The sequence below is a fragment of the Lacticaseibacillus mingshuiensis genome, assembly GCF_016861785.1.
In the GTDB taxonomy this organism is placed as follows: domain Bacteria; phylum Bacillota; class Bacilli; order Lactobacillales; family Lactobacillaceae; genus Lacticaseibacillus; species Lacticaseibacillus mingshuiensis.
In genome coordinates, this window is record NZ_BOLS01000010.1 from 53,908 (window position 1) to 80,389 (window position 26,482).

The 26,482-nt window shown below is 56.6% G+C and carries 23 protein-coding genes; 8 read left to right on the forward strand and 15 right to left on the reverse strand.

Annotated elements, in window-relative coordinates; all coding sequences use genetic code 11:
- Positions 1–203: 203 nt before the first annotated feature.
- From JUE67_RS07490 to JUE67_RS07500, 3 genes are read left to right on the forward strand one after another with little or no spacing between them, the layout of a single operon-like run.
- A complete protein-coding gene (locus JUE67_RS07490; RefSeq protein WP_203626671.1) occupies positions 204–959 on the forward strand; it encodes a DeoR/GlpR family DNA-binding transcription regulator in 756 nt (251 codons plus the stop codon).
- A gap of 12 nt (positions 960–971) precedes the next feature.
- Positions 972–2,753, forward strand: a complete 1,782-nt coding sequence (locus tag JUE67_RS07495) for an L-fucose isomerase (protein ID WP_203626672.1) — start codon at positions 972–974, stop codon at positions 2,751–2,753.
- 12 nt (positions 2,754–2,765) lie between these two features.
- Entirely contained in the window at positions 2,766–4,271 is a 1,506-nt protein-coding gene (locus JUE67_RS07500; RefSeq protein WP_203626673.1) for a rhamnulokinase, read from the forward strand.
- A 260-nt stretch (positions 4,272–4,531) separates the two neighbouring features.
- On the opposite strand, the gene JUE67_RS07505 is transcribed toward JUE67_RS07500, so the two are convergent.
- The 6 genes from JUE67_RS07505 to JUE67_RS07530 form a co-directional block, all read right to left on the reverse strand.
- A complete protein-coding gene (locus tag JUE67_RS07505) occupies positions 4,532–6,511 on the reverse strand; it encodes an alpha-amylase family protein (protein WP_203626674.1) in 1,980 nt (659 codons plus the stop codon).
- 15 nt (positions 6,512–6,526) lie between these two features.
- Positions 6,527–7,345, reverse strand: a complete 819-nt coding sequence (locus JUE67_RS07510; RefSeq protein WP_203626675.1) for a carbohydrate ABC transporter permease — start codon at positions 7,343–7,345, stop codon at positions 6,527–6,529.
- On the reverse strand, positions 7,338–8,294 hold the full coding sequence (locus JUE67_RS07515) for a carbohydrate ABC transporter permease (protein ID WP_203626676.1): 957 nt from the start codon (positions 8,292–8,294) through the stop codon (positions 7,338–7,340). The genes JUE67_RS07510 and JUE67_RS07515 overlap by 8 nt, the downstream gene beginning before the upstream one ends.
- Positions 8,295–8,308: 14 nt before the next feature.
- Entirely contained in the window at positions 8,309–9,625 is a 1,317-nt protein-coding gene (locus tag JUE67_RS07520; protein ID WP_203626677.1) for an ABC transporter substrate-binding protein, read from the reverse strand.
- Between the two features lie 143 nt (positions 9,626–9,768).
- Positions 9,769–10,530 (reverse strand): DeoR/GlpR family DNA-binding transcription regulator, encoded by a 762-nt coding sequence (locus JUE67_RS07525; protein ID WP_203626678.1) that lies wholly within the window; start codon positions 10,528–10,530, stop codon positions 9,769–9,771.
- A 279-nt stretch (positions 10,531–10,809) separates the two neighbouring features.
- Complete coding sequence (locus JUE67_RS07530) at positions 10,810–11,772, reverse strand: alpha-L-fucosidase (protein WP_203626679.1); 963 nt, start codon at positions 11,770–11,772, stop codon at positions 10,810–10,812.
- A gap of 253 nt (positions 11,773–12,025) precedes the next feature.
- On the opposite strand from JUE67_RS07530, the gene JUE67_RS07535 reads away from it, so the two are divergent.
- Positions 12,026–12,790 carry a helix-turn-helix transcriptional regulator gene (locus JUE67_RS07535; RefSeq protein ID WP_203626680.1) on the forward strand — a complete coding sequence of 255 codons (765 nt, stop codon included), beginning with the start codon at positions 12,026–12,028 and terminating at the stop codon, positions 12,788–12,790.
- A 243-nt stretch (positions 12,791–13,033) separates the two neighbouring features.
- Here the strand turns inward: JUE67_RS07535 and JUE67_RS07540 are convergent, their stop codons facing one another.
- The 5 genes from JUE67_RS07540 to JUE67_RS07555 form a co-directional block, all read right to left on the reverse strand.
- Positions 13,034–13,696, reverse strand: coding sequence for a YczE/YyaS/YitT family protein (locus JUE67_RS07540; protein WP_203626681.1), 663 nt, complete (start codon positions 13,694–13,696; stop codon positions 13,034–13,036).
- 140 nt (positions 13,697–13,836) lie between these two features.
- Positions 13,837–14,847, reverse strand: a complete 1,011-nt coding sequence (locus tag JUE67_RS07545; RefSeq protein WP_225877904.1) for a Gfo/Idh/MocA family protein — start codon at positions 14,845–14,847, stop codon at positions 13,837–13,839.
- A gap of 15 nt (positions 14,848–14,862) precedes the next feature.
- A complete protein-coding gene (locus JUE67_RS12695; protein WP_225877901.1) occupies positions 14,863–14,994 on the reverse strand; it encodes a Gfo/Idh/MocA family oxidoreductase in 132 nt (43 codons plus the stop codon).
- 20 nt (positions 14,995–15,014) lie between these two features.
- Positions 15,015–15,893: a sugar phosphate isomerase/epimerase family protein gene (locus tag JUE67_RS07550; RefSeq protein WP_203626683.1), complete on the reverse strand. Its 879-nt coding sequence runs from the start codon at positions 15,891–15,893 to the stop codon at positions 15,015–15,017.
- 2 nt (positions 15,894–15,895) lie between these two features.
- Complete coding sequence (locus tag JUE67_RS07555) at positions 15,896–16,639, reverse strand: DUF4886 domain-containing protein (RefSeq protein ID WP_203626684.1); 744 nt, start codon at positions 16,637–16,639, stop codon at positions 15,896–15,898.
- Between the two features lie 234 nt (positions 16,640–16,873).
- On the opposite strand from JUE67_RS07555, the gene JUE67_RS07560 reads away from it, so the two are divergent.
- A complete protein-coding gene (locus JUE67_RS07560; protein WP_203637109.1) occupies positions 16,874–17,866 on the forward strand; it encodes an aldo/keto reductase in 993 nt (330 codons plus the stop codon).
- A 175-nt stretch (positions 17,867–18,041) separates the two neighbouring features.
- On the opposite strand, the gene JUE67_RS07565 is transcribed toward JUE67_RS07560, so the two are convergent.
- From JUE67_RS07565 to JUE67_RS07575, 3 genes are all read right to left on the reverse strand, one after another.
- A complete protein-coding gene (locus tag JUE67_RS07565; RefSeq protein WP_203626686.1) occupies positions 18,042–19,331 on the reverse strand; it encodes an ABC transporter substrate-binding protein in 1,290 nt (429 codons plus the stop codon).
- A 156-nt stretch (positions 19,332–19,487) separates the two neighbouring features.
- Positions 19,488–20,141 carry a hypothetical protein gene (locus JUE67_RS07570; protein WP_203626687.1) on the reverse strand — a complete coding sequence of 218 codons (654 nt, stop codon included), beginning with the start codon at positions 20,139–20,141 and terminating at the stop codon, positions 19,488–19,490.
- 39 nt (positions 20,142–20,180) lie between these two features.
- Positions 20,181–20,834: a hypothetical protein gene (locus JUE67_RS07575; RefSeq protein ID WP_203626688.1), complete on the reverse strand. Its 654-nt coding sequence runs from the start codon at positions 20,832–20,834 to the stop codon at positions 20,181–20,183.
- Between the two features lie 156 nt (positions 20,835–20,990).
- Between JUE67_RS07575 and JUE67_RS07580 the strand changes: the two genes are divergently transcribed.
- The 3 genes from JUE67_RS07580 to JUE67_RS07590 all read left to right on the forward strand — a co-directional run bounded on the left by JUE67_RS07580 (position 20,991) and on the right by JUE67_RS07590 (position 24,157).
- Positions 20,991–21,455 carry an NUDIX hydrolase gene (locus tag JUE67_RS07580; protein ID WP_203626689.1) on the forward strand — a complete coding sequence of 155 codons (465 nt, stop codon included), beginning with the start codon at positions 20,991–20,993 and terminating at the stop codon, positions 21,453–21,455.
- Positions 21,456–22,103: 648 nt separating this feature from the next.
- The gene (locus JUE67_RS07585; RefSeq protein WP_203626690.1) at positions 22,104–23,708 is read left to right on the forward strand and encodes an Nramp family divalent metal transporter; all 1,605 of its coding nucleotides are present in this window, start codon (positions 22,104–22,106) and stop codon (positions 23,706–23,708) included.
- A gap of 14 nt (positions 23,709–23,722) precedes the next feature.
- A complete protein-coding gene (locus tag JUE67_RS07590; RefSeq protein WP_203626691.1) occupies positions 23,723–24,157 on the forward strand; it encodes a universal stress protein in 435 nt (144 codons plus the stop codon).
- Positions 24,158–24,880: 723 nt separating this feature from the next.
- Here JUE67_RS07590 and JUE67_RS07595 read toward each other — a convergent pair.
- Positions 24,881–26,416, reverse strand: coding sequence for a multicopper oxidase family protein (locus JUE67_RS07595; RefSeq protein WP_203626692.1), 1,536 nt, complete (start codon positions 26,414–26,416; stop codon positions 24,881–24,883).
- Positions 26,417–26,482: the final 66 nt, after the last annotated feature.

Consider the following 26,482-nt stretch of genomic DNA (forward strand, 5'->3'; position numbering starts at 1 on the left):
CTGGATGGCGTTTTTGGCGATTCGTCACCGAGCCGCCGTCAACGCGCCGCAAATCGCCGATTTCTCAAGCCGAGCGCCCGCCTGATGCGGATCCGGCCCGCGCGGCTTTCATCACCGGCGCAACCAAGTCAAAATCCACCCGAATCGCCAGATCGCGTGGTACGCTAAAGCTAACTATGAAGCGTTTTCAAGGAGGTGGTGCCATGCTTCAAAATGAACGATTAGAAACGATTCTTCAGATTCTTCAGCGCCGCAAACAGGTGACGACCGGGGAGCTGGCCAACTCGCTGTATATCAGCTCATCCACCCTGCGCCGGGACCTGATGGCACTGGAAAAATTGGGTAAGATCACACGCCGCTATGGCAACGTCGAACTGGTCAGGCCGGCAACGGTCGAGTTTCCCTATCTTTTTCGCCAGCAGGAAAACGAAAAGGCGAAGCGCGCCATTGCGGAGAGCTGCTCGACGTTTTTAGGTGATGGCCAGGCGCTGTTCATCGATTCCAGCTCGACGGCCTCGTTTCTGGCCACGTATCTGGAGCGGCTGGACAATATGGTGGTGATCACCAACGGCCTGCGCCTCGCCGAGAGCCTGGATGGCATGGCCGGGGTGAAAACGTTCATCACTGGCGGCCGCCTGCGCCCCGGGTCCGGCTCGATCTTGGGGGAGGTCGCCGTTGATTTTCTGGATAATTTCCGGGCGGATCTTGCCATTATTTCCTGCACAGGCATCACCGCAGACGGCATTTTCATGTCCAGCGAAGAGCAGTCCAGCATCAAGCGCAAGATGCTCGGTGCATCCAAGTCCACCCTGGTGCTAGCGGATCACACCAAGGTCGGCCAGCAAGCCTATTACCGCTTATGTGCCCCAGGCGATGTCAGTGCGATCATCACCGATATCAAGCCGCCAGCCGACATTTTGGCCGCCTGGGCAAAAGCAGACGTCGAGACCCTATATTAGGAGGAAAAAATCATGACCACATTTCCAAAGATCGGCATTCGTCCCACCATCGATGGCCGCCGCCGCGGCATTCGCGAGTCCCTTGAAGCGCAGACCATGGCCATGGCGCACAGTGTGGCAGATCTTTTAGCCGCGAGCTTGACCTATCCAGACGGAACCCCCGTCGAATGCGTGATCGCCGACACCACGATCGGCGGCGTGCACGAGGCCGCGCTGGCCAAGGCCAAATTCGACAAGGAAGCCATTTGTGGCACCATCACCGTCACCCCGTGCTGGTGCTACGGCAGTGAAACAATGGATATGACCCGAGACATCCCCCACGCGATCTGGGGCTTCAACGGCACGGAGCGGCCAGGCGCCGTTTACCTGGCCGCAGTCTTGGCCGCACACACGCAAAAGGGCATCCCGGCGTTTGGTATTTACGGCGAAGACGTGCAAGACGCCGATGACACCAGCATTCCAGCAGACGTCGCGGCGAAGCTGATTCGCTTTGCCAGGGGCGCGCTTGCAGTCGGCCAGATGAAAAACCGCAGCTACCTGTCCATCGGCAGTGTCGCGATGGGTATCGGTGGGTCGATCGTCGACGCCGACTTTTTCCAGGATTACCTCGGCATGCGCAACGAATATGTCGACATGAGCGAGCTCGTGCGCCGCATCGATGAAGGCATTTATGATCCCGTTGAGTTTGAGCGCGCGTTTGCCTGGGCGAAAACCAACACCCCAGTCGGGCCAGATCTGTACAACGAAGGTGCAGCCGGCCAATTTTCTGCGGCTGACAAAGAGGCGCAGCTGGCCTTTGCTGTGAAAATGACCCTCATCACCCGCGACCTGATGAGCGGTTCCCAGCGCCTCAGCGAACTCGGGTTTGAAGAGGAAGCGGGTGGCCATGAAGCGATCGCGGCGGGTTTTCAGGGGCAGCGGCAATGGACGGACCATTTTCCAAACGGCGATTACATGGAGGCGCTCCTCAACTCCCAATATGACTGGAACGGCCAGCACGCCCCACACATTCTCGCCACGGAAAACGATGCGCTGAACGGGGCCTCGATGTTGTTCAACTACCTGCTGACCAACACCCCGCAGATCTTCGCGGATGTGCGGACCTATTGGAGTGCCGACGCCGTCCAGCGTGTGACCGGCACTACCCTCAGCGGAAAATTGGCCGGTGGTTTCTTACATCTGTCCAATTCCGGCGCCCAGACCCTGGATGCGACCGGCGCCGAAAAACGCGACGGCCAGCCTGCCATCAAGCCGTATTGGGAGGTCACGGAAGCGGAAGCACAGGAAAATCTAGCGCGGACCCGCTGGATTCCGGCGAACATCGGCTACTTCCGCGGCGGCGGTTTTTCCAGCAATTACGTCACAGAAGGCGGTGCGGATGGCATGCCGGTGACGATGACACGGCTGAATCTGGTGCGCGGCGTGGGACCTGTTTTGCAGATCGCGGAAGGCTATGCGGTCGATCTGCCGGCCAACGTTTTTGACACCGTCAACCAGCGCACCGATCCGGGCTGGCCATCGACCTTCTTCGTGCCGACGTTGACAGGCAAAGGCGCGTTCACCAGTGTGTATTCGGTGATGAACAATTGGGGGGCCAATCACGGGGCGATCTCCTATGGCCACATCGGCGCGGACCTCATCACACTGGCCGCCATGTTGCGGATTCCCGTCAACATGCATAACGTGGCCGATGCGGCGATCTTCCGCCCGCGGGCCTGGAGCAGTCTTGGCACCAGCGAGCCGGAAAGCGCCGATTTTCGCGCCTGCAGTACCTTTGGCCCGCTTTATCACTAAAGGAGGCGCCTCATGAACGAGACAACGCTGATCGCCGTTGACCTCGGTGCCAGTTCGGGCCGCGTCATTTCAGGTCAACTGACAAAAACCGGATTGACGCTCAAGGAACAGTTTCGCTTCTCCAATTTTCCAGTGACGACCGGGCGTGACCTTTACTGGGATGTCCTCAAGATCGCCCAAGAGATCAAATACGGCCTGCAGCTCACCAGCCAAGATGGCCTCGTCCCGGAGTCGCTGGCCGTGGACAGCTGGGGGGTCGATTTTGGCTACCTGACCAGCCGCGGCGAATTACTCCTGCAACCGCATAGCTATCGCGATGAGCGAACGGCTTACACCGCGGGTCAGCTGAATAAGAAGCTTTCGCGCTGGCAACAGTTTCGACTCAGTGGCAATCAACCCAGTCCCATCAACACGTCCAGCCAGCTCTTCGCCGATCGGCTTCGCTATCCTGAGATGCAGCCGCTCGCAGACAGGGTGCTCATGATTCCTGGCCTCGTCACGTTCTTACTGTCCGGCAAAGGCGCTAACGAGTACACCATCGCCTCGACCGGTGGCCTGCTCACCGCGGGAACAACCAGCATCTCGCCTGAGATCAGTCGCGCATTGGCGATTCCGGACGAATGGCTTGCCCCAATCAGCCTCGGCGGTGAGCGTTTGGGTCCGCTTGTGCCCGAAATTCAGCGCGAGATCGGCTATGACGATCGCATGCAGGTCGTGATCGGTGCCGGCCATGATACCGCCGCCGCTTTGCTGGCCCTACCAAGTGCGCGCGACGAGGACGTGGCCTTCATCAGCTGCGGCACCTGGTCCCTGATCGGCCGCCAGCTCAGCAAGCCTATTTTGACACACGCCGCATTTGACGCCGGCCTGACCAACGAAGGCACCTTCAGCGGTCACACCCGCTTATTGAAAAATCTGACCGGCCTTTGGCTCATTCAGGAGCTTCAACGCGACTGGTCGCTGGCTGGCAACATGGTCGATTTTGGGAAAATGACGACGCTCGCCGCCGCCAGCACTTGCACCACGTCCTTTATCGATCCGGATGCCCCGATGTTTGCAAGCCCAGGTCACATGGAAGCGAAGATCCGATTTTTCTTGCGCCAGACCGGGCAGGCGCTACCTCAAACAGCCGGGGATCTGATCCGCATCGTGTTGCAAAGTCTCGCTTGTTCCTACCGGCGGACACTGGGTGCGCTGGCCGAAACGACCGGCAAGCCGATTCGGCGCCTGACCATGTTTGGCGGTGGCATTCAAAACCAACTGCTGGTCCAACTCACCGCCGATCTCACCGGGCTGCCGATCGACGCCGGGCCGATCGAAGCCAGCGCCACCGGCAACATGATCAGCCAACTGATGGTGCTTCAACAGTCGGCTTTTGATCGGGACGCCCTGCTGGCCCAGATCTATCACCCGCAACACATCCTGCCCGCTGTGAATCGAGACGCCGAATATCACCAGTTTGAAGCCATCGTCCAGAACCATGATGGCAAGGCGATCTCGTCGACCTTTTCCCGATAGCCCGCGAATTGTTGGGGGCCGCATCCGTCCCCGCAACACAAAAGGCGCGCAACCAGATCGAACGGTTGCGCGTCTTTTAGTTGGGTTCCGGCTCGCAGGGGTGGGATATCTAGCAGTCTTGTGCACTCGAGGCGAAGTACGCCTTAAGCACCCAAGCCAAGCTAGCTACCCGGCCATCCCGCGAGCCTCCACACCCTTTTTCGCCTTCCACGAGATCAATTTTGCTTGTGCCATGTGCCCGATTGGTTGGCTGCGGTCAACTACGCCTGATACTGCACTTCCAGGACCTCATACCCGATCAGGCTCGGGACCCTGATCTGTAGGAGGCGGCCAATTTGTTGCCAGGCGATGCCCGCCCCATTGATCAAGCCAGTCACCGCCTTGACCGTTTGGGTGCGCACGGTCAGATCGATCGTCAGCTGGGCAGTCGGATAGGCCGGATCGACCGTGTAGAGCTTGCTGGCCTGCTTGGCGATCACATAATTGAGCAAATGGACATGGCTGACATGCCGGGCCGTATTGCCATTCACATACACCTGAAGCGTCGCTGGTCCATCATGATGGACCAATTGATTTGGCAGGGCCAGCCGCAGGAGATCCCGGAAGATCACCTTGAGCCAGGCCGGCCGATACTGCGCATAGATCGTGAACAGCGGGTGCGTCAGCGTGAACGTGTTGTCATATCGCCACAGCGCCGGTTGCCCCGCCTTTTCCGTGGCCGGTGCGTGTTGGTGCGAGATGAACGTTTTGCCTTCACGGTTAAAATACGGCCGCCGCGTTTCAAGAAGTGACGTTGCCCCTGCCGCTTGGACGGCGATCGCCTGCAGGTACATAACCAGCGGCTCCTTTGGCAGGGCCTGTCCGATCACGTCATTGCCCACGATGAAGCTGCGTTGCCAGCGGTCATCGCCGTGCCGCGTCAGGCCAAACAAGGTCGAGCGCTCATTTAGCATGCCCCCACCGCTACTGATGAGCGCCCCGCCGGTTTCCTTGAAGGCGCGCAACTTCAACGACAGCGCTTTTGAATACGTCACCCCTTCCGGCACAATGACCAGCCGGTATGGGGTCAGCGGCGTGTCCGCATCGATAAAATCGAATTGCACATTCAGCTCCGTCAGCAGGTTTTTGACCCCGATCACCGCCATGGCTACATCGATACCTGGCGGGACCGGCGGCATCAGCACCGCCGTTTCCACCGTCGGCACATCCCCCGCCAGATGCGGTGCCAAGGCCGCGACTTGATGATAGACCCCGCCGATCAAGTCATAGGCGGCCGGCGAAAGTTTTCCCGTCGGATCCATCTGATCGCCGATCGACACCGCGTCGACATTGAGTGCCAACATCAACTGCACCTCATAGGCAAGCGTACTTGCCTCCTTTAATGAATTGAAGTCCCCCCAATACGTGTGAAACTTGCCCGTCATGCCCACAAGCGGCTTACCCAAAGTCCGCGCATAACGCGCCGTCACAGGAAAATGATCATAACCCCACCCGCCACTTGGCAGACTTTCGATCTCCAGGTGGGTGGTGGCCGCAAGATCCTGTTTCACAGCCGGCGAGATCGTCGAGCTGTTGAAAAAGATGCTGGCGTCCTTCACCCGGGTCTCGATCAGCTGATACATCTCCATTTTAAAATCGTGCAGCATCTCGAGGCTATAAGCGAGGCGTGCCTCAGCGTCCGTGTGGTCAATGCCGCGGCGTGCCATCTGGGCCTGGCAATAGACGCAATCGCACGGCACCGGCAACACGATGTCAAAGAAAAAGCCATCTACGCGCTCGGCGCCAACCACATCGATCACATCATGGACAAACCGTTTGAGATAATCCCGATACGGACTGTTCAAGCAGATGAAATCATAGAAATTCGGCTCCGGAGTGTTTTGCATATTGATCGGCTCGCCGTCTGGATCCCGGCACAGCCACTCGGGATGCTCGCGCATGATCACATGGTCCCACTGAACCGTGACATAGATCGGCGCCCGAATGTCGCGGGCGTGCAGCGCCTCGATCTGCTGAAGCAGCAGGTCCCGCTGCACCAGATGCGGGTGCACGATCTCGCCGAACCGCTCGGAGGGATAATAGATCCAGCCGTGATGATCGCGGGCAAACACAGTGACCGAATTCACATCGGCGGCCTTAAAGGTGTCCGCAAATTCATCTGGATCAAACGCCGCGCCGACCTCAGGAATATACTGACTCGTGTGAAAATCCAGGTGGATCTGACGTTGATTGAGCTTCACCACAGTCTCATCCCCTTACCCTTTGATGGCGCCAGCCGCGATGCCATTTTCGATGCGCTCCTGGAAGAAAATATAGAGAATGAACGGCACCGAGATGGTGATGCTGATGGCCGCCATCATGGGCCCATAATCCGTCCCGTGTTCGCCGCTAAAGTTCAGCAAGCCAAGCGCAACGGTCTTCATCGACGGATCATTGATGAAAAGCAATGGGAACATGACGTCGTTCCACACCGACAGGAAGTTGAAGATCGCGACCGTTGACAGCGCCGGCCCACTCATCGGCAGAATCACTCGCCGGTAGATCGCAAACTTCGAGGCGCCATCGAGCACCGCCGCTTCCTCGATCTCAACTGGAATCGCCCGCATGAAGTTGGCCAGTACCGCCGTTGTGAACGGCATGGCAAAGGCGATATACAGCAACATCAGCGCGCCGATATTGTTTTTCAGATCCAAGTTGCCGATGATCCAGGAGATCGGCACGATGATAGCATGCATCGGAATCATCATCCCCATCAGGAAAAACGACAGCAGTGGCTTGTTGATGCGGAAGTTGAACCGCGAGATCTCGTACGCCACCATCGACGCGACGATCAGAATCAGCGCAACGGAGCCGATCGCCAAGCCGAAGCTGTTGAGCAGATAGCGCGACATCCCCGCCGAGCTCCACGCGATCTGCCAGTTCTCAAACCGCCAGATCTTCGGCAACGAAAATGGGGCGGAAAAGATCTCATTATTGTTTTTGAACGACGAAATGAAGGTGAACAGCATCGGCAGCACAAACGCCAGCACCATCAGATACAAAAAGGCGTATTTGATCCACTTCAGACTACGCATGCGTCTTCACCCGCTTTCGCGCGATCCACTTCGGCACATACTGGGTCAAAAGCGTCAGGGTCATGGCCAGCACCAACAGAATCACGCCCACAGCCGAGCCTAACCCGTAGTTGTCATACCGAAACGCCTCATAGTAGACCAGCGTGGTCGGTAGATTCGTCAACCCGTTTGGCCCACCGCCAGTCATCACGAAGACCAAGTCAAAGACCTTGATCGTGCCGATGATATCCAACACCAAACAAAGAAGGATGGTCGGCCGCATGATCGGCACGGTGACCCGGAAAAAGATCTGGACCGCCGATGCGCCATCGATGCGGGCCGCTTCGTAGACATCCTCTGGAATGTTTTTTAAACCGGCCAGCAAAATGATCATGTAGTAGCCGATTCCAGCCCAGATGTTGACGAAGATGATCGTCGGCATGGCCGTGCCCGAATCAACCAGCCAGCCCCGGGCCCAGGAACCCAGGCCCAGATTGGTCAGTGTTGTGTTCAGGGCGCCGGTCGGCATGAAGATGAAATACCACAGCAGCCCGGTCGCGATCAGTGGAAAGATCGTCGGTACAAAGTAGATCATTTTGAAAAATCGTTTGCCCCGCACCTTGGTGTTCAGCACCGCCGCCAAGACCAGCGCGATCGGGGTATGAAACAGCACACTGACGGTCACCATCAGCGCCAGATTTTTCATGGACGTCTGGAACAGCGGACTCGCAAAGGCGCGGGCAAAATTCTGCCAGCCCACATATTCAAGCGGTGCGCCCTTAATGCCGTTCCACGAGTGAAACGAGAAATATAGTGCGATGAAGATTGGAATGACCAGAAAGGCCGTATAGATCACGATCGCCGGACTCGACATCGCGACTAGCTGGACCTTGTCGCGCGTCGTCAATAGCGCGTGCGACCGCCTTCTGGGATTGGGCTTTAACGGCTTTGAAGCGGCAGTTTCCTCCATACGTGACCCTCCTTTTATTTACTGTTATCGATCTCCTGTTGAATCGTCTCGGCTGCCTTTTTCGGCGAGTCGCCTTGAAGGACGCCGACCAGCGCGTTACGCGTCACATCCTGCATCGATTGCAGCGGATCCATACCGAAGACATCGACGCCGACATTGGTGGATGTCTTCGCCAATTCAACATTCTCACGGAACAGCGGGGTGGACTTGTCTGCGGCCACCGTGTAATCCGTCCGCGGGAAGATCTGGTTGGTCTCGTTCGCCATCTTGGAGGCATAGGCTTCACTGCTTAGCGCCTTGGCCAGCTCGATCGCCATCTTCTTCTTTTCACCGGTCAGATCGCCGCGAATCTGGATGGCTGAGATCGCCTGCATGTCATTATCCTTGAACTGCGGCTCATCCTCGAAATACGGGAACTTGGCAAACGCAAAGTCCGCCGTCAGCTTGGTCTTGCTCTTATCCTGCATATTCGGGATATCCCACGGCCCGGTGATAAACATCGCGGCCTTCCCTGTCAAAAAGTCGGTGAAGGCGGATTCACGGCTGATCCCAGCCGAATCCGGGGCGAAGGCCTTCATGTCATTGAGTTCCTTGACCTTTTCGATCGTCGCCACGATCTTCGGGTCGGTCCACTTGATCTTGCGCTCGCCTAGCTCCTTGGCGGCATCGACGCCGACCATGTGATAGAAGATCAGGTTATGAATGTGGCCAATACTGTAGGAGTCTTTTGCCCCAAGGCCGATCGGGGTGATGTTGAGGCTTCGGATCTTCTTGATCGCCGCCTCAAACTCCGAGAACGTCTGTGGAAATTCGTTGTACCCCGCGCGCTTGAAGATCTCCTTGTTGTAATACACGCCGACGAGCCCGGATTCCTGCGGGACGCCCCAGGTGCCCTTAAACCCCGGGACCTGCAGATAACTTAGCGCGCCCTTGCTGAGGCCGTCGCCCCATTTCGGGTCCGCCTTGATGATCGGGTCAATGTTAGTGATCAGCCCGGCCTTGATATATTCAGAAAGGTTTGCGACCCCTTCCACGCGGAAAATATCCGGCAGATCATTGGAGGCGCGGCTCGTCTTGAGCAGATTGTTGTAGGCATTTTCGTCGGCGATCGAGCTGTCGACGATCCTGACATTCGGGTGATCTTTTTCAAACTGCTTCAGCGCGGCGAAATAGATCGCGCTGGTCGCAAAACCCTTGCTGTTGCGCGTCATCGTGCGCAACGTGATCTTGCCATCGCTGGAAGTCGTGCTGCTTTTGCCGCTGCAGGCCGCCAGTAGTAGTGCCGCGGCCAACGCAGCCAGACTGCCCAGTAGAAGCTTGCCAATTTTCATTGTGTCTCCTCCTCAAAATGTGTGTGTGCCACTGAGATGGGGTCATCATATAGGACGAAAAAACAGAATGGAAGCGGTTTCACTTTAAATGGTAATTAGTCAACGCGAGGTGGTCGAATTTGCTCAAACTGCGTCAGGAATGTTCACTCGGGAAAAAGCACCTCAGCCGGCGTCTGATTCCAGGCGGTCAAGATCTCGGGCGCGGGTTCACGATCCGTGATCACCGCCGTCAGCTGGGCGACAGGAATGAGCCGATAGTAGCCATCCACGCCCACCTTGGTATGGTCGGCCAGCAGCACCGCCTGCTTGCTGAGAGCCAGCATTTGCTGTTTCACGCCCGATTGACTGGTGCTCGCCATAAACACCGTTTCGGCGGTCACCCCAGAACAGGAGATGAAGGCCAGGTCGGTCTGAAACTGATTGAGATACGCCTCGGCGCCCGTCCCAAGCAAGGCGCCAGTGCCTGCGCGAAGCTGGCCGCCGGTGACAAATGTCTTGACCGCCGGCATTTCATCCAACGCCACTGCCAGCCGTAAGCCATTGGTGATCACGACCATATTGCGCAAATTGCGCAGATAAGGGGCCAAAAACGAAACAGTAGTGCTGGAGTCCATGAAGATCGCCATGTTGTCCGCCAAAAAGGTGCTGGCGATCTCTGCGATCTGCTTTTTTTCCTGTTCATTGTTCTGTTCCCGAAACAAATAGGACTGCTCCTGCGTGTTGCTGGTGACATACTCGATCTGCCCATACCGGTGAATCACCAAGCCCATTTGCTCGAGTATCGTCAGGTCGCGCCGCAGCGTCGACGTGCTGACGAACAGTGTTTTGTGAATGTCGTTGATCGACATTAACTTGCGGCGTTCCAGAAGCGCCATGATCTGCTTGAGTCGTTCATTGCGAAGCAAGTCATTCCCCCCTTTGCCGGCGACACGTGCCGGTTCTCGATTCCCCCAACCCAACGCATCCCCTGCGTCGATTTGAGACTATAGACCGGATGGAAAAACTTGTCCACGATAACGACTTGCGAGGCGGCCGGGCGCCTTCTTGCGGAATTCAAACCCTTGAAGTCGCATGCCAGCCACCAGCCCGCGGATCGGCGCACCGTGAATCAAAAGACCTGAGACAAAATTTTCATTCTGCCTCAGGTCCAATGCGTGTGACCACGCCGCTATTTCAATGTCTTATTAACGCCACAGCCATCCCGCCGGCAATGCCGTCAGTGGCGCCGGTTGTTGATAGCGCTGACCATATGCCGCCAGTTGCGCTGCCAGGTTGGGCGCCACCTGACCATGATCGTCCGGATTGATATTGAGCATGAAGTTCACATTTTGCCGGTTGTACTGCTCAGCCAGGCCCAGCGCCCAGTCGACCGACTTCAACGGCTCCATCGCATAGCGGTCCTTCCAGAACCAGCTGGTGGTAAAGAGATTGCAGGCGATTCCAGGGCCGGCGAATGACGCCGCCGTTTCCTGCCCCGCCGCATTTTCAAAAAAGAGAATGTCCGTGGTCGACAGATCGTCCACACTGCCGATATTCATCAGCAGGCAGTTCGGCTGGAGGCTTTTGACCCAGCCATCGACTTCGGCAAACGGAAGGTCTTGATAGGACGGGCCACCCCACGGCGCATTCCAGCCATCCGTGATCAAAAACGGAATATCGCCATAATTTGTCAGCAGTTCCGTCAGCTGGGCATGAATCATTGCCTTATCCGCCGGCGTGCAGTGTGTTGCGGTGATGTCGTGCTGCAGGTCCAGCATGGAAAAATACAGCCCAGCCTCGATGCCAGCTGCCCGAAAATCCTTCAAGTAGCTGGCCACGACATCCGTTGTCACCTGGCCGCTGGATACACAGTGCGTCGTGGTCTGCGTCGGCCACAGACAAAAGCCTTCGTGATGCTTCGTCGTCAACGCGGCAAACCGCGCGCCAGCCGACTTAGCCACCGCGGCCCACTGCGCCGTATCCAGCCGATCGGGATTCCAGGTCGCAGGCTCAAATGGATGCCGGCGCGGATCGTTTTTGCCCGTCACCCCGTAGTCCCAGTCGATAATATCGGACTGATGATACTGCGTGGTGCCGCTGTTGAAATGGATGAAAATACCGTTGCGCTGATCGATAAACGCGCGTTGCAATGCCTCAAGTGATGTCATCAGAATCCTCCTTAGAAAAATGCGCTCTCAGTCATATCATAGCAAGCTGCCCCCACCGGCAATAGTGACTGCTTGCGAAAAAGTGGCGCAAATTTTACCTACGTTGTATTCTCAAAGGGTGCGCAGGTGCGCGTTTATGGTCGAGCAGGTAGGCTAGCCAAGCGCTTGGTGGCGCTTCTTGCCACCGAGTGCTTGGCGTACCTAGCTGTCTCGACCATGCGCACCGAAGCCCGACTAAAGGAGGTGGCGCTCGATGGAATATCAGAAGAAATGGTTTGGCGTCGATGACCACATCAGCGTGATGGCGTTTGATAACTTCAGCTATCCGCTGCATTTTCACCGCTCATTGGAAATGATCTTGCTTCAGGTCGGGACGTTGACGGTGCTTGAGCCGCATCAGCAGACCCTCCTTAAGGCCGGTCAAGCAGCGCTGATTTTACCTAACCAACTGCATGGCTACCAAAGCGGACCGCGCAGTCATTATCAGTGTCTGACCTTCGCCCCGAGTGTTGTGCCGACGTTCATGGCCGCATTGGGCGACCGCCACGCCCAGACCCCGGCACTGGACTTTGGCCTGGTTGACCTCACCGACCGTCCGACCATGAGCCGATTGCTGCACCGGCCGCTGATGGTGCGCGGGCTGATCGCGATGCTGTGCGACACCTATCTAGACCAATCGCTCGTCGCCGCGCCTGCGCTGGGAAGCGAGCGTCTTGGCCGGATCATCGATTATCTCGGCAGCCATTACACCGAGCCGCTCACGCTGCCGGCCGCCGCGCGGGCGTTGGGCTACAATCCCAGTTACCTTTCCCGGCTTATTTCCCGGGAAATGGGGCTGACCTTTCAGCAATATCTGACCCAGTTGCGCCTGGCGCGGGCCGCCCAGCAATTGAAAGCAAGTGGCAACGCCATCGAAACGATCGCATTTAGCTCGGGCTTCACCAGCATGCGTGCATTTGACGAGCATTTTCGTGACACCTATCACTGCACCCCGCGGGCCTACCGCGACCGCGGGTGAGGACACAAACAGGAAGTGGGACAAATGTCGCTTTTGGGTCCGACAGGTAAGTGTTCCAAGCGCCAGGTCCGAACTTTGGACCAGGTGATTGGGACCTTAGCTGCTCGGACCCGGACATTTGGCCCACGACACTGCTGTAACATTAGTGCACTATACAGGAACTGGGACAAAACAAAAGTTTTGTCCCAGTTCCTGTTTGCTGTCCTTTGTAAGTTTGCTCACGATCCGCCAATGCCCGCGCACTCAGATTCGCTGGTGTTTCAGCCGCGGAAAAATATGGGTGTCCGCCCAGCCGACCACGCTACCTGAAAACGCCAGCGAGAAGATCGTCCCGATATTGACCGCATAAATATGATGCGAGATCGCCACGCAGATCAAGATCAACGTCAGCGGCGGCATGAACGCCACCAACTGCGCGCGCACCGCACTGCCTTTGAAAAAGTGGAAGCGAATGATCTGCATCAGATCGTCGCTGGGATGCAGCATCAGATTCACCCGCTGGTACAACGACACGCCGATCGCGATCAGGCAGATGCCGAGCAGGTCGAACAAAATGCGCCCCCACAGTGGCAAACTTCCCCAAGGCAGGCGGGCGACTAGGGCCGAAAAGCCGCCAACCAAATAGGAAAATGGCAACATGAAGATCAAATTGCCGAGCACCCGCCGCCACTCCCATTTGCGGAGCAATAGCGCATTGGCGATGATCGTCAGGCCGCCCAGCCCCATCATCACGGTGCCAAGGTCGATCGGTAACAGGTGGCTGATGTTCACCGCCGAGGCGGTCCACAAGGCTGAGCCGAGGTTCAGCGCGACCGTGATGCCATTGCCGAGCGCATTGATGACCAGCGATAAGGCAAAATAGCCGAGCAGCTCCGGCAGCGGTAATTTGATCGAAGTCTGATTCATAAATTGAAGGCCTACTTTCCGCAAGATCACGGCACAACGCCGTCCTCTGTAGCATACGCGTCTGCAGGCCAACGTGAAAGGGGCGCCAGGCGACTGGCATCATTTTGGCGGCAACGCGCCACCTTTTGCCCGGCGTCGCGTTAATAGGTATCCGTCAGATCGATCGCAACGTCGCTGCCAGTTTTTTTCGCCTGAGAGGCCGCGCGCCGCTTATTTAATTCAGCCAAAAACAGGTCCTCGTCGATCGGCGCCGTCACCGGTCGGCCAAGCCAGGAGGAGAGATGAATCATGTTCGACACCGTCAAGCCATTGATGCCTTCCTCCCCGCGAGCAATCAGCGGCGCGCCTGTCAGTAGGTGCTGGCCGAAATTGCGCAGGATACCGACATGTTGGGGATTACTGCCATCGGTCTCGACCAGCTCCGCGTGCACGACCGGCCGGGCAAAAGCCTGCTCACTGTGCTGGCAGACCTCGCGGATATTTTCATCGAGGCGAAAAAGCGTCAGACGCCCGCCATCACAGACGATCTTGCCCCGTTCCATGGTCACCTCGAAGCGGTTGGTGCCGGGATAATCCCCGGTGGACGTCACAAACACGCCGGTCGCGCCGTTTGGATATTTCAGATAAGCGGTCACGTCATCTTCAACTTCGATGTCATGCCAGTGGCCATTTTGGGCAAAGGCCTGAATCTCGCTCGGCATCCCGCAGATCCACTGCAGCAAGTCCAATTGATGGGGGCACTGATTGAGAAGCACCCCGCCGCCTTCGCCGTTCCAGGTGCCGCGCCAATCGCCGGAATCATAATAGGCTTGGGTGCGGAACCAATCCGTGATGATCCAGTTGACGCGCATGATCGCGCCATATTCGCCGCCTTGCACGATGTCATGCATTTTGCGGTACACGCTATTGGTGCGCTGATTGAACATCATGGCAAACGTCAACCCGCTTTTGGCTGCCGCCGCATTTTCTTCGCGCACCTGCTTGGTATAGACCCCGGCCGGCTTTTCCGACAGCACGTGCAGGCCATGAGCAAAGGCATCTTCGGCCAGCTCGGGATGCTGATAATGCGGCACCGCGATCAAGACCGCATCGACCAGCCCACTGGCGATCAGGTCCGTGCCTTCTTCAAAAACCGTAACATCAGCCGGCAGCGTCTCAGCCGCCCACTACCTGCGACTGGCCCGCCGATCCGCCACCGCGACCAGCTGCAATTCGGGCACCTGCCCGCCGGTGATCGACGTGGCATGCGCCGAACCCATGTTACCGATGCCGATGATGCCAAAGCGTACTTGTGTCATTGATCTAACCTCCTCGCGGCTCACTGCCACGCTTCGTCAAGTTCCTGCAGCAGTTTACGCAGCGCCGCGGCGGCCGTGGAAAATGCCTGGGCCCCATCGCCTTGCGCAGCAGGCGGCAGCGATACGCGCGTTTGTTCCAAGCCGGCAAAGCCGCCAAATTCGGCCAGATGAGGCTCTAGCGATAAGAAGCCGTGATAATCTGCAGCGGCCAGCGCGGCGAGCACCTTTTTTACCTGGCCATCGCCGAAGCCGGCCGGCACCACATGGCCATCTGAGGCGATCGCGTCCTTGATGTGGACGTATGCGATGTGAGCCTTCAGCAGGTCATAGGCATGGGGAAAAACGGTGACGCCGCCTTGGACAAAATTGGCGGGATCAAATGCGGTCTGGACCTGGTCATCCGCCAGCGCGTCAAACAGGGCCAGCTCCGCTTCCGGTGTCTCGCCGAAGATCTCTTTTTCGTTCTCGTGCAGCAGAATGATCTGCGGATAGGCTTTCGCGGCGGCCGCAAATTGTTGCCAGCGCGCGATCACTTCCGCCTGATAGGAGGCGATGTGTTCGCCGGCTGGGGCGTAGAAACTGAACAGCCGCACATATGGCGCCTCAAACAGCGCGGCCAGGTGCAGAACGTGCTTGAATTTGGCCAGATGCGGCGCAAAGTCATCGGTGATCGTGATCTTCCCGATCGGCGAGCCCAGGCTGGACACCTGGATGCCGGCCGCGGTGAGTGTGTCGTGATAGGCGCGTGCCTGGTCATCGGAAAAATCGGCGACATTCTCGCCATCGATTCCGCGAATCTCGATGTGGCTGATGCCATTTGCCTGGAGCACCGCGATCTGTTCGGTCAAACTTGGGCCGATCTCATCGGCAAAACCAGTGATCGTAAAATGATGGTTCATGTTTATCCCTCCAGCGCAGTGACGACCTGCGCGATCTGCTTGCAAATGTCTGGCTCCAGCTGGCGCAGCGCCGCATCATCCGGCATTGGCACCTGGTCGGCAGGCACCCCGGCCAACGCCTGAAGCCAAAGCAGCGCCGCCCCATATTTCCCGTAATCGTTCAGATGATAGCCATCCTCAACATTGAGCGGGTGGGTGGCAAAAAACGGCAACGCCCGCATTTTTTGAATCAGTGTCCCTGTTGGCAACAGCGTCGCGCCGACTTCCCGGCTGGTCTGGGTGTAAGCCGCCACCAGCTGCGCAAACATCTCATCTTGGTCGCGGTGATAAAAGGCAAAATCGCGGTGGTCACTGGCGCGATCATAGGCCCAGGTCTCCTGCATCCAAAAATGCGCTTGTGGCTGTGCCTGCCGCAGATGGGCATAGACCAATCCCGCATAAGGCTGGTAAGTATCCAGCAGCCCCGAGTCGCCGCTCGCCTGCTGGGAAAAGATATGGTCCCATCGCTCTTCCGGCAGGATCTGATCGATGCTGACAAGATGGGCCTCATCCGTGTCATCACCATTTAACTCATAGCGATATTCAGCATTATCCGCCTGAATATTATGCCAGTGCCGCTCAAGCGGACAGCCGCCAACAAAGAGATTCACCACCTTCAACTCAACGCCCGCGGCCTGGGCCAACGGGTAAAGATAATGCGTCGTGTTGTTTGAAAAACTGTTCCCAACTGCCAATATTTTAAGCAAGATACCCCTCCGATGGTGCTTACCCGGCACCAAATGTGATAGCGCTCTCAACCTCTAACAGGATAGCGGACTCACCTCAAATTGCAAGGCGAACCGGCCGCTTTTACCACTTGTCTAAACGGATATACCAATTTTATTTTGACCCCAGGCAAAAGAGGGAGCCTTTGCCGGACAAAGTTGCGTAAACTAGTTAGTTGGAAACGAAATCAACTTTTACATAGGAAGGATAATCATATGACTCAATATCTTGCAGCGAGTGATCGCTATGAACAATTGCCATACAACCATGTCGGCCGCTCCGGGTTGCGCCTTGCCCCACTTGCCCTTGGCCTCTGGCACAACTTTGGCGACATCGACGCCTTGAGCAATCAGCGCGCCTTGCTCCGCTATGCCTTTGACCATGGCATCACGCATTTTGACATGGCCAACAACTACGGCCCATCTGCCGGCAGCGCCGAGACCAATTTTGGCCAGCTTTATAAGGAAGACTTCAAACCGTATCGCGATGAGCTCGTCTTGTCCAGCAAAGCCGGCTTCTACATGTGGCCGGGCCCTTATGGCGAATATGGCTCGCGCAAATACATCATCGCCAGCGCCGACCAGAGCCTGCGCCGCACCGGCCTGGATTATTTCGATATCTTTTATTCCCATCGTTATGATCCGAATACCCCGCTTGAGGAAACCGCAGAAGCCCTCGATCACCTCGTTCGCCAAAGGAAGGCGCTGTATATCGGCATTTCCAACTACGGCGTCGAAGAGACCGCGGCGATCACCAAGATCTTCCGCGAGCTCAAGACCCCGTACATCATTCATCAGGATGCCTATAACATGTTCCATCAGGAGCCGGCGACCTCTGGCCTGTTTGACCTCCTTGAAAAAGAAGGCACAGGGGCGATCGTCTTCTCGCCGCTGGCCCAAGGGCAATTGACCGGCCGCTACCTCAATGGCATTCCGGACGACTCACGCGCGGTGCGCGAAGGCGACTGGATGCAAAAAGAGGTCAAGGCGCATCTGCCAAAGATTCAACAGCTCAACGCCATCGCCCAGCAGCGCCGCCAGAGCCTGGCCGAAATGGCGCTGGCTTGGGACCTTCAACAGCCGGCCGTCATGACCGTCTTGATCGGCGCGTCCAAAGTCTCCCAACTGGAAGACAACCTGAAAGTGCTCGATCACCTCGACTTCACAGAGGACGAACTGAAGGCAATCGATAACGTGCTGAAAGCATAGGGTGTGGCGGTGCGCGGGAGGGTCGCTACGATCTTCGCCCCCTCTCCTGGCGCTTGGGGCGCAGTTCGCCCCCTCGCCTTCACCCACCGCGCCAACCAAAAAAGACCCGGTCTTACGTCCAGCCGCTTCCCTTGAGAAGCGACCGGCGCAGGCCGGGTCTTTGATTCGAGTCGTGTTACTTCGCGGCTTTCAGAATCGGCTCCGTTTTCGCTTGGAGCTCATCGAAGGCCGTCTTACCATCCTTGTTCTTGGTCAGTGTGAGGTCGACGGTACTCATCAGCTGATTGCGGTAATCATTGTAGCCGGCAAAAATGGTCGAGCCAAAGCTGGCTGGAACCGCATCGACCGCCGCTTGGTAGGCTGGGTTCTGCTTGAGATAATCCTGGTAGGACTGCGAGTCAGTACCGCTCTTGGTGACCGGCACGTAGCCCGTTTTTTCCGCCCAGTACGCGGTGCTTTCGGCCTTCAGCAAGAACTTGTTGAACGCCCAGGCGCCGGCTTGTTGGGCCTTGGTCGCACCCTTGAACATCACGTTGTCATTGCCGTTCAGCGGCGTGCCAGTGTTGCCGTTATAGCTCGGAATCGTGGCGGTGCCCCAGTTCATATCCTTCGGTGCGTGCTGGGCCATGTCCGGAATGGACGCAGACGAGCCGACGCCAAAGACCGCCTTCTTGTTGATCAGGGCCACGTCGAAATACCAATCCTGGCCGGCCGTTTGAAGATACCCGTCCTTGCGCAGCGTCAGCAGTTTGTTGACCGCCGCCAGCGTTGTCGGCGCATTGAGGTTGGCCTTCAGATCCTTGGTGATCAGCTGATGGCCGGCTTGTTGCGCCATGCTTTCCAGCGTCACGTCGTATGAATTGTCCAGCGCCATCGCCGTCAGCTTCTGCGGCTTGAGGATCTTGCCCGCCGTTGCGACATCATCCCAAGTCTTCGGCAACTGCACATTGTACTTGGTCATCAGGTCCTTATTGTAAAAAAGGATGCTGGTGGACACGGAAAATGGTAGCCCGTAATATTTGCCCTGGTACTTGCCACTTTCAAGGAAGCTCGGGTAAATGTCAGCCAGCTGTGCCGCCGATAACTTGTTATCGCCGTTCAGCATCTGATCGTCAAACGGAATCAGAAAATCATTTTTAACATAATCGCCGATGTTCGTGTACGGCGTCTGGGACAGCGTTGGCAGGGTCTTGGACTTCGCCGCCGCCATGATCTTTTGCTGAAGCGCATCATAGCTGCCCTGAGAAACACCGACCACCTTGTATTGTTTCTGAGAATCATTGAACTGCTTGATCAAGTGATCCAGCGCGGTCTTGTAGGACCCGGTCATGCGGTGCCAATAGGTGATCTTGACAGGCTCTGCCGCCTTCTTTGTGTTTGTGGTCGTTGCGCTTTTGCCGCAGCCGACCAGCAGTAATGCCATGGCCGCCACCCCGGCTGCCTTGAGAATCCAACTTTTTTTCATGAACAAACGCCTCCTGTATTCCTCAGCTGCAGCCGAGGTGTCTTGACAGCAAACATCATGACAGAAAATCGGCCGAATTGGAAGTATTTTGACCGATGAATACGCTTTCCAAGGCGAATCGCGGCTAACCAGGACTGCCGGCGCCGACTGACCCGGTCAGGCGCGACGCAAAATGTAGAACTTCTTCCCGCTTGGCAACACGACGCGAAACCCTTTGTACTTGTGGCTACCCGCGTTGGTCGTGACCCAAGCCAGCGTCCAGCGCTCAGGCCCCGCCTTAGCGAGGTTCACCCGTAAATTGTTCGCGGAATAGGTCCAGGTGAAGGTCTGTTTATCGCCGGTCTTTCGATCTTGAAGCGAGCCAGTGTGGTCCGCTTTGAAAACGACCTGGGCTTGCGGCTTTGGCAGCGGCGGGCGATCCGGCTGGGTGGTCATGTTGCTTTGGTCCCCTTCCGGCAGCGCCGACCCTGCATATTGATACCAGGTGTATGCAGAATTCGTCAGCGGCTTCATCGGCGAGCGCCGGACATAGAGCCAGAACCCACCAAACGCCAGCAATAATACGGCCACAATACCCAGCCGAATCGCCAATTTCCAGTACTTCCACGGCGTCTTGGGCGGCGCGATCTGGGGCCGCTCGATGTCCATCGTGTTTGGAATATAAATATTTGGCTTATCTTCCTCTTGGGCCACCGCCTGTTTGTCATCATGCAGGCCGGTCGACATGTTGCCCATCGCCTTGCCCAGCCGCTGCATCCCAGTTGGCTGCTGGCGCTGCGCATCGCGGCGCTCGTTTTCATCTTCTGCCATCGACTCATCTCATTTCTATTTCCCGGGAAATGCGTCCGCTCAGCGCTTGCGCAACAGGTAAAATGCCGTGCCACCGCCATCCACGCTGACGGAAAATCCCGTATACTTCTGTTTCTCTAAATTGTTAGTCACCTTGGCCAGTCCCCAATGCGCCGCCGGTTGGCCCTTGAACTTGACCATGAGCTTGTTCGGCGCATAGGTCCAGGTAAAGGTCTGCGTGCCATCCGTGCCGACGCGGACGCCGGTGTGGCCCTTGTTGAACCGGACACTGGCCGCGGCGGCTTTGGTGCGCTTGCTCGGGTGCGCGTCGTCAAACAGCGGCAGCACGTTTTCCGCCTCGAATTTGGAGGACGGCTGCGTCAGCGCGGACTGGGTGTATTCAAACCAATACTGCTTCGGGTCCGTCAAGCCAACCATCGGCGAAACAGTCAGGTTATGCCAAGCCACTGCCGCCGCAATGACAAGTGCCAACGCGATGCCGATCACCCACACCGGCCGCCGGTATTTCCACTGCTTTTTCGGCGGTCGCATCTCCGGCAGGTGAAAATCGGTGGGCACCGCCGTCTGCTTTTTGTCCGTTTCGAGTCGCGCCTTCGCAAGATTGCTTCGCTGCGTTGGTCCTGCCCCAAGACCACCGAGACTGCGGCCGACTTGCTCAAGCGGCGAGTTGCCACCACGTTGCTTTTCTGCCATGACACGCCCTCCTCAAGATACCTCCAGATTCCTTCAACTTTAGTGTACCGGTTCGGGTAGGAAAAGCCAGTGAGGCACTCAAGGATTCTGTGGTCAAATTATAGATACTCGCTTTTTTCCCTTGGCGCGGCTAGAATCAGGCAAGGAGGTGGCCTCATGACATACGGCTATATCAAAAAAATTCGCAGCTTGGTCGGACATATGCCGATCATCCTCAACACCAGCGCCGGCCTGATCTTGAACGACAAAAACGAGGTACTGCTCAACCTGCGCACCGACACCCACAACTGGAGTTTACCGGGCGGGTACCTCGAATATGGCGAGACCTTCGCAAAAGCCTGCATCCGCGAGATGAAAGAAGACAGCGGCTTGGACGTCCGCATTATTCGCCCACTGCACCTGTTCGATGAAGGCGACGTCCATTACCCAAACGGCGACGTGGCCCAATGCATTACCCAGCTCTTTTTATGCGAACCGATCGGCGGCCACCTGCTAGACCACGTGACAGACGAAACAGAAGGCCTCGCCTATTGGCCACTCGACCAACTCCCACCCCTCCTGAACTGGCAGCAAGAAGCCATGTTGGCATTCGCAAGAGAGCATCTTATCAAACATAACTAGGCCAACATGGCTTCTTGCGAGTGAGCCTGCGAACGAGCAAATTCGCCGCAAGTTTCCGTTATTTTGGCCCATGTTGGCATTCGCAAGAGAAAATCTAATCCAACATAACTAGGCCAACAGGGCTTCTTGCGAGTGAGCCTGCGAACGAGCAAATTCGCCGCAAGTTTCCGTTATTTTGGCCCATGTTGGCATACGCAAGAGAAAATCTAATCCAACATAACTAGGCCAACAGGGCTTCTTGCGAGTGAGCTCGCGAACGAGCAGATACGTAGCAAGTTTCCGTTATTGCGATCCATGTTGGCATACGCAAGAGAGCATCTTATCCATCATAACTAGGCCAACAGGGCTTCTTGCGAGTGAGCTCGCGAACGAGCAAATTCGCCGCAAGTTTCCGTTATTGCCTTAAAAATAACAAAGGTTCCTCGTAACCGTCTGCCCAACCGCCTCATGAAAACGCCTCTTTTACCCCAGGAAAGTTTTGTTAGCCAGCACATAACCGTCATTTGGTTGTGTGCTTTTATTTTTCCCTTTTGCCGAACAATAGGCGCCCGTCGCTTCAATTATCATCTTAGGGAATCCTAAATTTTTACTTTACATTCAAGACATCGGTCGTATACTGAGTGGTGGTTTCAGAAAGGAAGGGACAAAATGAAAGAAACACCACGCACGGAGCAGGCGCCTCGACACAAATTGATCGAGTACGCGAACGGCCCCTCGCTGGAGGAGATCAACGGCACCGTTGAAGTTCCCCATGGTAAAGGGTTTTGGCGTACCTTATTTGCTTATTCAGGTCCCGGGGCTTTGGTTGCCGTCGGTTATATGGATCCAGGCAACTGGTCGACCAGTATCACCGGTGGGCAAAACTTCCAGTATCTCCTGATGTCAGTGATTTTAATGTCAAGTTTGATCGCGATGTTGCTTCAATACATGGCGGCGAAACTTGGCATCGTGACCCAAATGGACCTCGCCCAGGCGATTCGCGCTAGGACGAGTAAAACGCTCGGCATTGTGTTATGGATCATGACAGAACTCGCCATCATGGCCACGGATATTGCGGAAGTCATCGGCGCGGCCATCGCACTGTACCTGCTGTTCCACATTCCGCTAGTTATCGCGGTCTTCATCACTGTATTTGACGTCTTGCTATTATTGCTTTTGACACGTATCGGGTTCCGCAAGATCGAAGCGATCGTGGTCTGCCTGATTCTCGTGATCCTCTTTGTTTTCGTTTACCAAGTCGCGCTGTCTCGCCCAGATTGGTCCGCCGTCCTGTACGGTTTGGTCCCGTCGGCAAAAACATTCGCAACGAGCCCATCAGTGGGCGGCATGACCCCCTTGAATGGTGCGTTGGGCATCATCGGGGCAACGGTCATGCCCCATAACCTGTACTTGCACTCTGCGATCTCCCAGACGCGCAAGATCGACCACAACGACGAAGAAGACGTCGCAACGGCCGTCCGTTTTTCCGCTTGGGATTCCAACATTCAGTTGACCTGCGCGTTTTTCGTCAACTCACTGCTGTTGATCATGGGCGTCGCTGTTTTCAAAACAGGCGCCGTGAAGGATCCATCGTTCTTCGGGCTGTTCCAGGCGCTTTCTGACACCTCGACCCTGTCTAACGGCATCTTGATCAGCGTCGCCAAGTCCGGGGTCCTGTCCGTGCTGTTTGCGGTCGCCTTACTCGCCTCTGGCCAAAACTCCACCATCACCGGCACCCTGACCGGCCAAGTCATCATGGAAGGGTTCATTCACATGAAGATGCCGCTGTGGGCACGGCGGCTCGTCACCCGGTTGATCTCCGTGATCCCAGTCCTGGTCTGCGTGGCCATGACCAGTCGGCAATCAGAAGTCCAGCAGCACGAGGCCCTCAACACCTTGATGAACAACTCACAAGTGTTCCTGGCCTTCGCCTTGCCATTTTCCATGTTGCCGCTGCTCTTGATGACCGACAACGCGACCGAAATGGGCGACCGGTTCAAAAATGTGATGTGGGTCAAGATTCTGGGCTGGATCTCAGTCATCGGCCTGACCTTCCTGAATATGCTGAACCTGCCGGATGCCTTTGCAGATTTCGTTTCCCCGTCACTGGCGACGCAAGCGCATATTGTGGCTTACATCGCAATCGTTTTGATCATCGCCTTGTTGGCCTGGACGATCATCGATATGTACCGCGCCGACAAGGAATTCAACATGTCCCTAGCTGAGCAACGCGCAACGGAGCTGAAGGAAGATCAGGCCCGCCGCGCAAAATAAGGAGGAGAAGTACGATGGCAGAAGATTTTAGGACCATCCTCGTCGGGGTCGATGACTCGCAGGACGCACTGGCTGCGTTCCGTTACGCGATTCACCGCGCCCGCGTCGACGAGGCGAGCCTCATCATCACCACAATTCTCGAATCCGGCGAAATGAACGTGTATGAAGCCCTCACCAAGGATTATGTCCATGGTGAGCGCGAAGAACTTGAGACCCACTTGAAAGAGTATGTCGCCCTGGCCGAAAAAGCCGGCATCAAATCCGTCCGTGCGGTGATCGGTGAAGGCGACGCAGGCGAAACAATCGTCAAAACGATCATCCCCGCCGTTTCGCCGGACCTACTCGTGATCGGCGCGGCCGCCAAGACCGGCATCGCCAAGCATTTTGGCAGCCAGGCGGCCTACATGGCGAAATACGCCCCTTGCTCCGTCTTGGTCGTTCGCGATTAGCACCATGCCACGGTGAGATCGATCACGCAAAAAAGGGGTGCAGACGAACTTGCCTGCACCCCTTTTTCGCATCCAACCACTAGCAAATATCGTAAACACCATGTACGACCTTCCAATTTTCAAAAAATCAGAATCGAAAAAAAAGATTCGGCCCCTATGTACGACAAACACACCGGTCGACGTGTCTTTTCAGCCATGGCCAGTGTGCATTGAAGCTTTTCAATTAGGAGACTGAGGGCGCCTTGCCGCGGGGCTTAGCGGGATCAGATTTTCAACGTGGCAGCTCGATCAAGGTGCGATTTTTGCTGCCGGACAACGGTGGTGCTGGTGGTACGCCCTCTCGCCTAATTTATGACACCACTGACTCGGGTGCCCTTCATAGCGGCTGCTCTAGGTTTGCGACGGGGGTGGACTCCCTCGCCGGGCACGCCGTCTCGGAGGAAAGCAATCTGTGTGGCCACGCCAGATACCCCTTCAACTGTCGATTAATATACTCCAGTGTAAACGGTTTTGTCAACTTTATTTGCTGACAATTTAAACGCGTAAAAAGCGCGTCACAAAGGCATTTCCATTGCTGTCTTGTCAGCGGCCGATATATTTATTTTAAATAACTTTTTCACCCGAAGGAAAAGGCGCGGACAGTCCATCTGAGCGCAGCTTGCCACGCCGCCTCCGTCCACAAAAAAAGCGGCCTCCTCAGCCGCTTTTTCCCTACCACGTGACTTACATCTTCATGCCCATTTTCATATACGAATCCATCCCCGCCATCCAGAGGTCCTCAGGCTTGATGCCGCGCTCCTCCGCAAAGGCGTGGACGAGGGTGTCCATATCCATCAGCTTGTACGTCTTGTTCGGCTCGGCTGGATCAATGACCTGAATCTGGGCCATCATTCCACCGTCTTCATGCTCAATGATGTGGCAGTGATACATGTAAACACCAGGAAGATCAAAGCGCACCAGCAGGCGGACCGTTTCGCCCGGATTGACGCCGACCGTATCTTTAAAGCCGGTCTCGTTTGGATACGGCGCGTGGCCGTTGCGGCTGACCACCAGGAATTGCGTCCCATGCACGTGGAACGGATGCACCATGCCGCCGTGCATCGTGTTGGTGTTTGTCACATCCCAATACTGGGCCTGCCCCATCTGCTGGGTGGCGTCGATGCGCTGCATGTTGAACTTCTTGCCGTCGATTGCGACCGCCTCGTCCATGCCGCTCATCACGACCTTGCGCACAGGCATCGCCGGATCCGGCAACGGCGCCTGCACATCCAGCAGGTCCGCGGGCAAGGTCGTGTCATCCGGCGCAAACACATGAATGCGGAACGACACGATCGGCACGTCATCGGAAAATAGGGTGACGGTGTCGCCTTCCTTGTAGTCCTTGAAATCGACGATCACCTCGGCGCGCTCGGCACAGGTCATCATCAGGTGCGTCAACGTCACCGGATGCGCCAGCAAGCTTGAATCCCCCGCGATCTGCGTGAATGGCAGGTCATCGGAAAAATGCAGACGCCATTCACGCCGGTTGGCCCCATCGAGAATGCGTAGCCGCAATTTCTGCGTCGTCACATCAAAATACGGATTGACCGTGCCATTGATCAACGCAGTCGGCCCCTGCACCCCATCCGGATCGTAATCCGCGCGGTAATCCCACTGATTATTTTCGTGGAAACGGCGGTCCTGAAGCACCAGCGGAATATCATTGACGCCATAGTCATGCGGCAGCGGCAGGCTGTTGATGTGGTCGTCGGTGACCAGCGCCAAGGTGGCCAACCCGTGCCAGACCTGCTCGGCCGTGCTCGGACACGGATGGGCGTGCAGCCAAGTGGTCGCCGCCGGTTGATCCAACGTAAAGTCGATGTCAGAGGTTTCGCCCGGGTAAACAGGCGCGTGGCACCCGCCATCCACATAAGGTCCCGTGACCGCCAGCCCGTGCCAGTGGAAGGTGGTCAGTTCCTTGAGATGATTTTGCAGATGCACATGGATATGTTTGCCAACTGGAAAAACGATGGTCTGGCCCAACACGCTGGCGTTGTAGCCCCAGGTCTTCGTCTTAGCCCCAGGCAAGATCTGCGTCTCGCCGGCTTGGGCGGTGACCGTGTAATACAGATCCGTCGCCGTTTCCTTGTCCGGCTTCAATAGCGGCGGAATCGCCAGCGGCCGCGCCGGCGCCGCTGCGACCTCAAGCGGCACATAACCGCCATCGTGGGTGTTAAAGGCCGGTTCGTCAAAAAAGTAATCCGAGTAGACTTTGCTCATGCTATTGCCCTCCTTTTACTTTGTACCAGTTCTAGTTTACCACCTTGATGCAGGGACGGAAGATTA

Bases quoted from the DNA above. Each gene is read 5' to 3' on its own strand.
- JUE67_RS07490 (WP_203626671.1), top strand. From the start codon at position 204: ATGCTTCAAAATGAACGATTAGAAACGATTCTTCAGATTCTTCAGCGC.
- JUE67_RS07495 (WP_203626672.1), top strand. From the start codon at position 972: ATGACCACATTTCCAAAGATCGGCATTCGTCCCACCATCGATGGCCGC.
- JUE67_RS07500 (WP_203626673.1), top strand. From the start codon at position 2,766: ATGAACGAGACAACGCTGATCGCCGTTGACCTCGGTGCCAGTTCGGGC.
- JUE67_RS07510 (WP_203626675.1), bottom strand. From the start codon at position 7,345: ATGCGTAGTCTGAAGTGGATCAAATACGCCTTTTTGTATCTGATGGTG.
- JUE67_RS07515 (WP_203626676.1), bottom strand. From the start codon at position 8,294: ATGGAGGAAACTGCCGCTTCAAAGCCGTTAAAGCCCAATCCCAGAAGG.
- JUE67_RS07520 (WP_203626677.1), bottom strand. From the start codon at position 9,625: ATGAAAATTGGCAAGCTTCTACTGGGCAGTCTGGCTGCGTTGGCCGCG.
- JUE67_RS07530 (WP_203626679.1), bottom strand. From the start codon at position 11,772: ATGACATCACTTGAGGCATTGCAACGCGCGTTTATCGATCAGCGCAAC.
- JUE67_RS07535 (WP_203626680.1), top strand. From the start codon at position 12,026: ATGGAATATCAGAAGAAATGGTTTGGCGTCGATGACCACATCAGCGTG.
- JUE67_RS07540 (WP_203626681.1), bottom strand. From the start codon at position 13,696: ATGAATCAGACTTCGATCAAATTACCGCTGCCGGAGCTGCTCGGCTAT.
- JUE67_RS12695 (WP_225877901.1), bottom strand. From the start codon at position 14,994: ATGACACAAGTACGCTTTGGCATCATCGGCATCGGTAACATGGGTTCG.
- JUE67_RS07550 (WP_203626683.1), bottom strand. From the start codon at position 15,893: ATGAACCATCATTTTACGATCACTGGTTTTGCCGATGAGATCGGCCCA.
- JUE67_RS07560 (WP_203637109.1), top strand. From the start codon at position 16,874: ATGACTCAATATCTTGCAGCGAGTGATCGCTATGAACAATTGCCATAC.
- JUE67_RS07565 (WP_203626686.1), bottom strand. From the start codon at position 19,331: ATGAAAAAAAGTTGGATTCTCAAGGCAGCCGGGGTGGCGGCCATGGCA.
- JUE67_RS07570 (WP_203626687.1), bottom strand. From the start codon at position 20,141: ATGGCAGAAGATGAAAACGAGCGCCGCGATGCGCAGCGCCAGCAGCCA.
- JUE67_RS07575 (WP_203626688.1), bottom strand. From the start codon at position 20,834: ATGGCAGAAAAGCAACGTGGTGGCAACTCGCCGCTTGAGCAAGTCGGC.
- JUE67_RS07580 (WP_203626689.1), top strand. From the start codon at position 20,991: ATGACATACGGCTATATCAAAAAAATTCGCAGCTTGGTCGGACATATG.
- JUE67_RS07585 (WP_203626690.1), top strand. From the start codon at position 22,104: ATGAAAGAAACACCACGCACGGAGCAGGCGCCTCGACACAAATTGATC.
- JUE67_RS07590 (WP_203626691.1), top strand. From the start codon at position 23,723: ATGGCAGAAGATTTTAGGACCATCCTCGTCGGGGTCGATGACTCGCAG.
- JUE67_RS07595 (WP_203626692.1), bottom strand. From the start codon at position 26,416: ATGAGCAAAGTCTACTCGGATTACTTTTTTGACGAACCGGCCTTTAAC.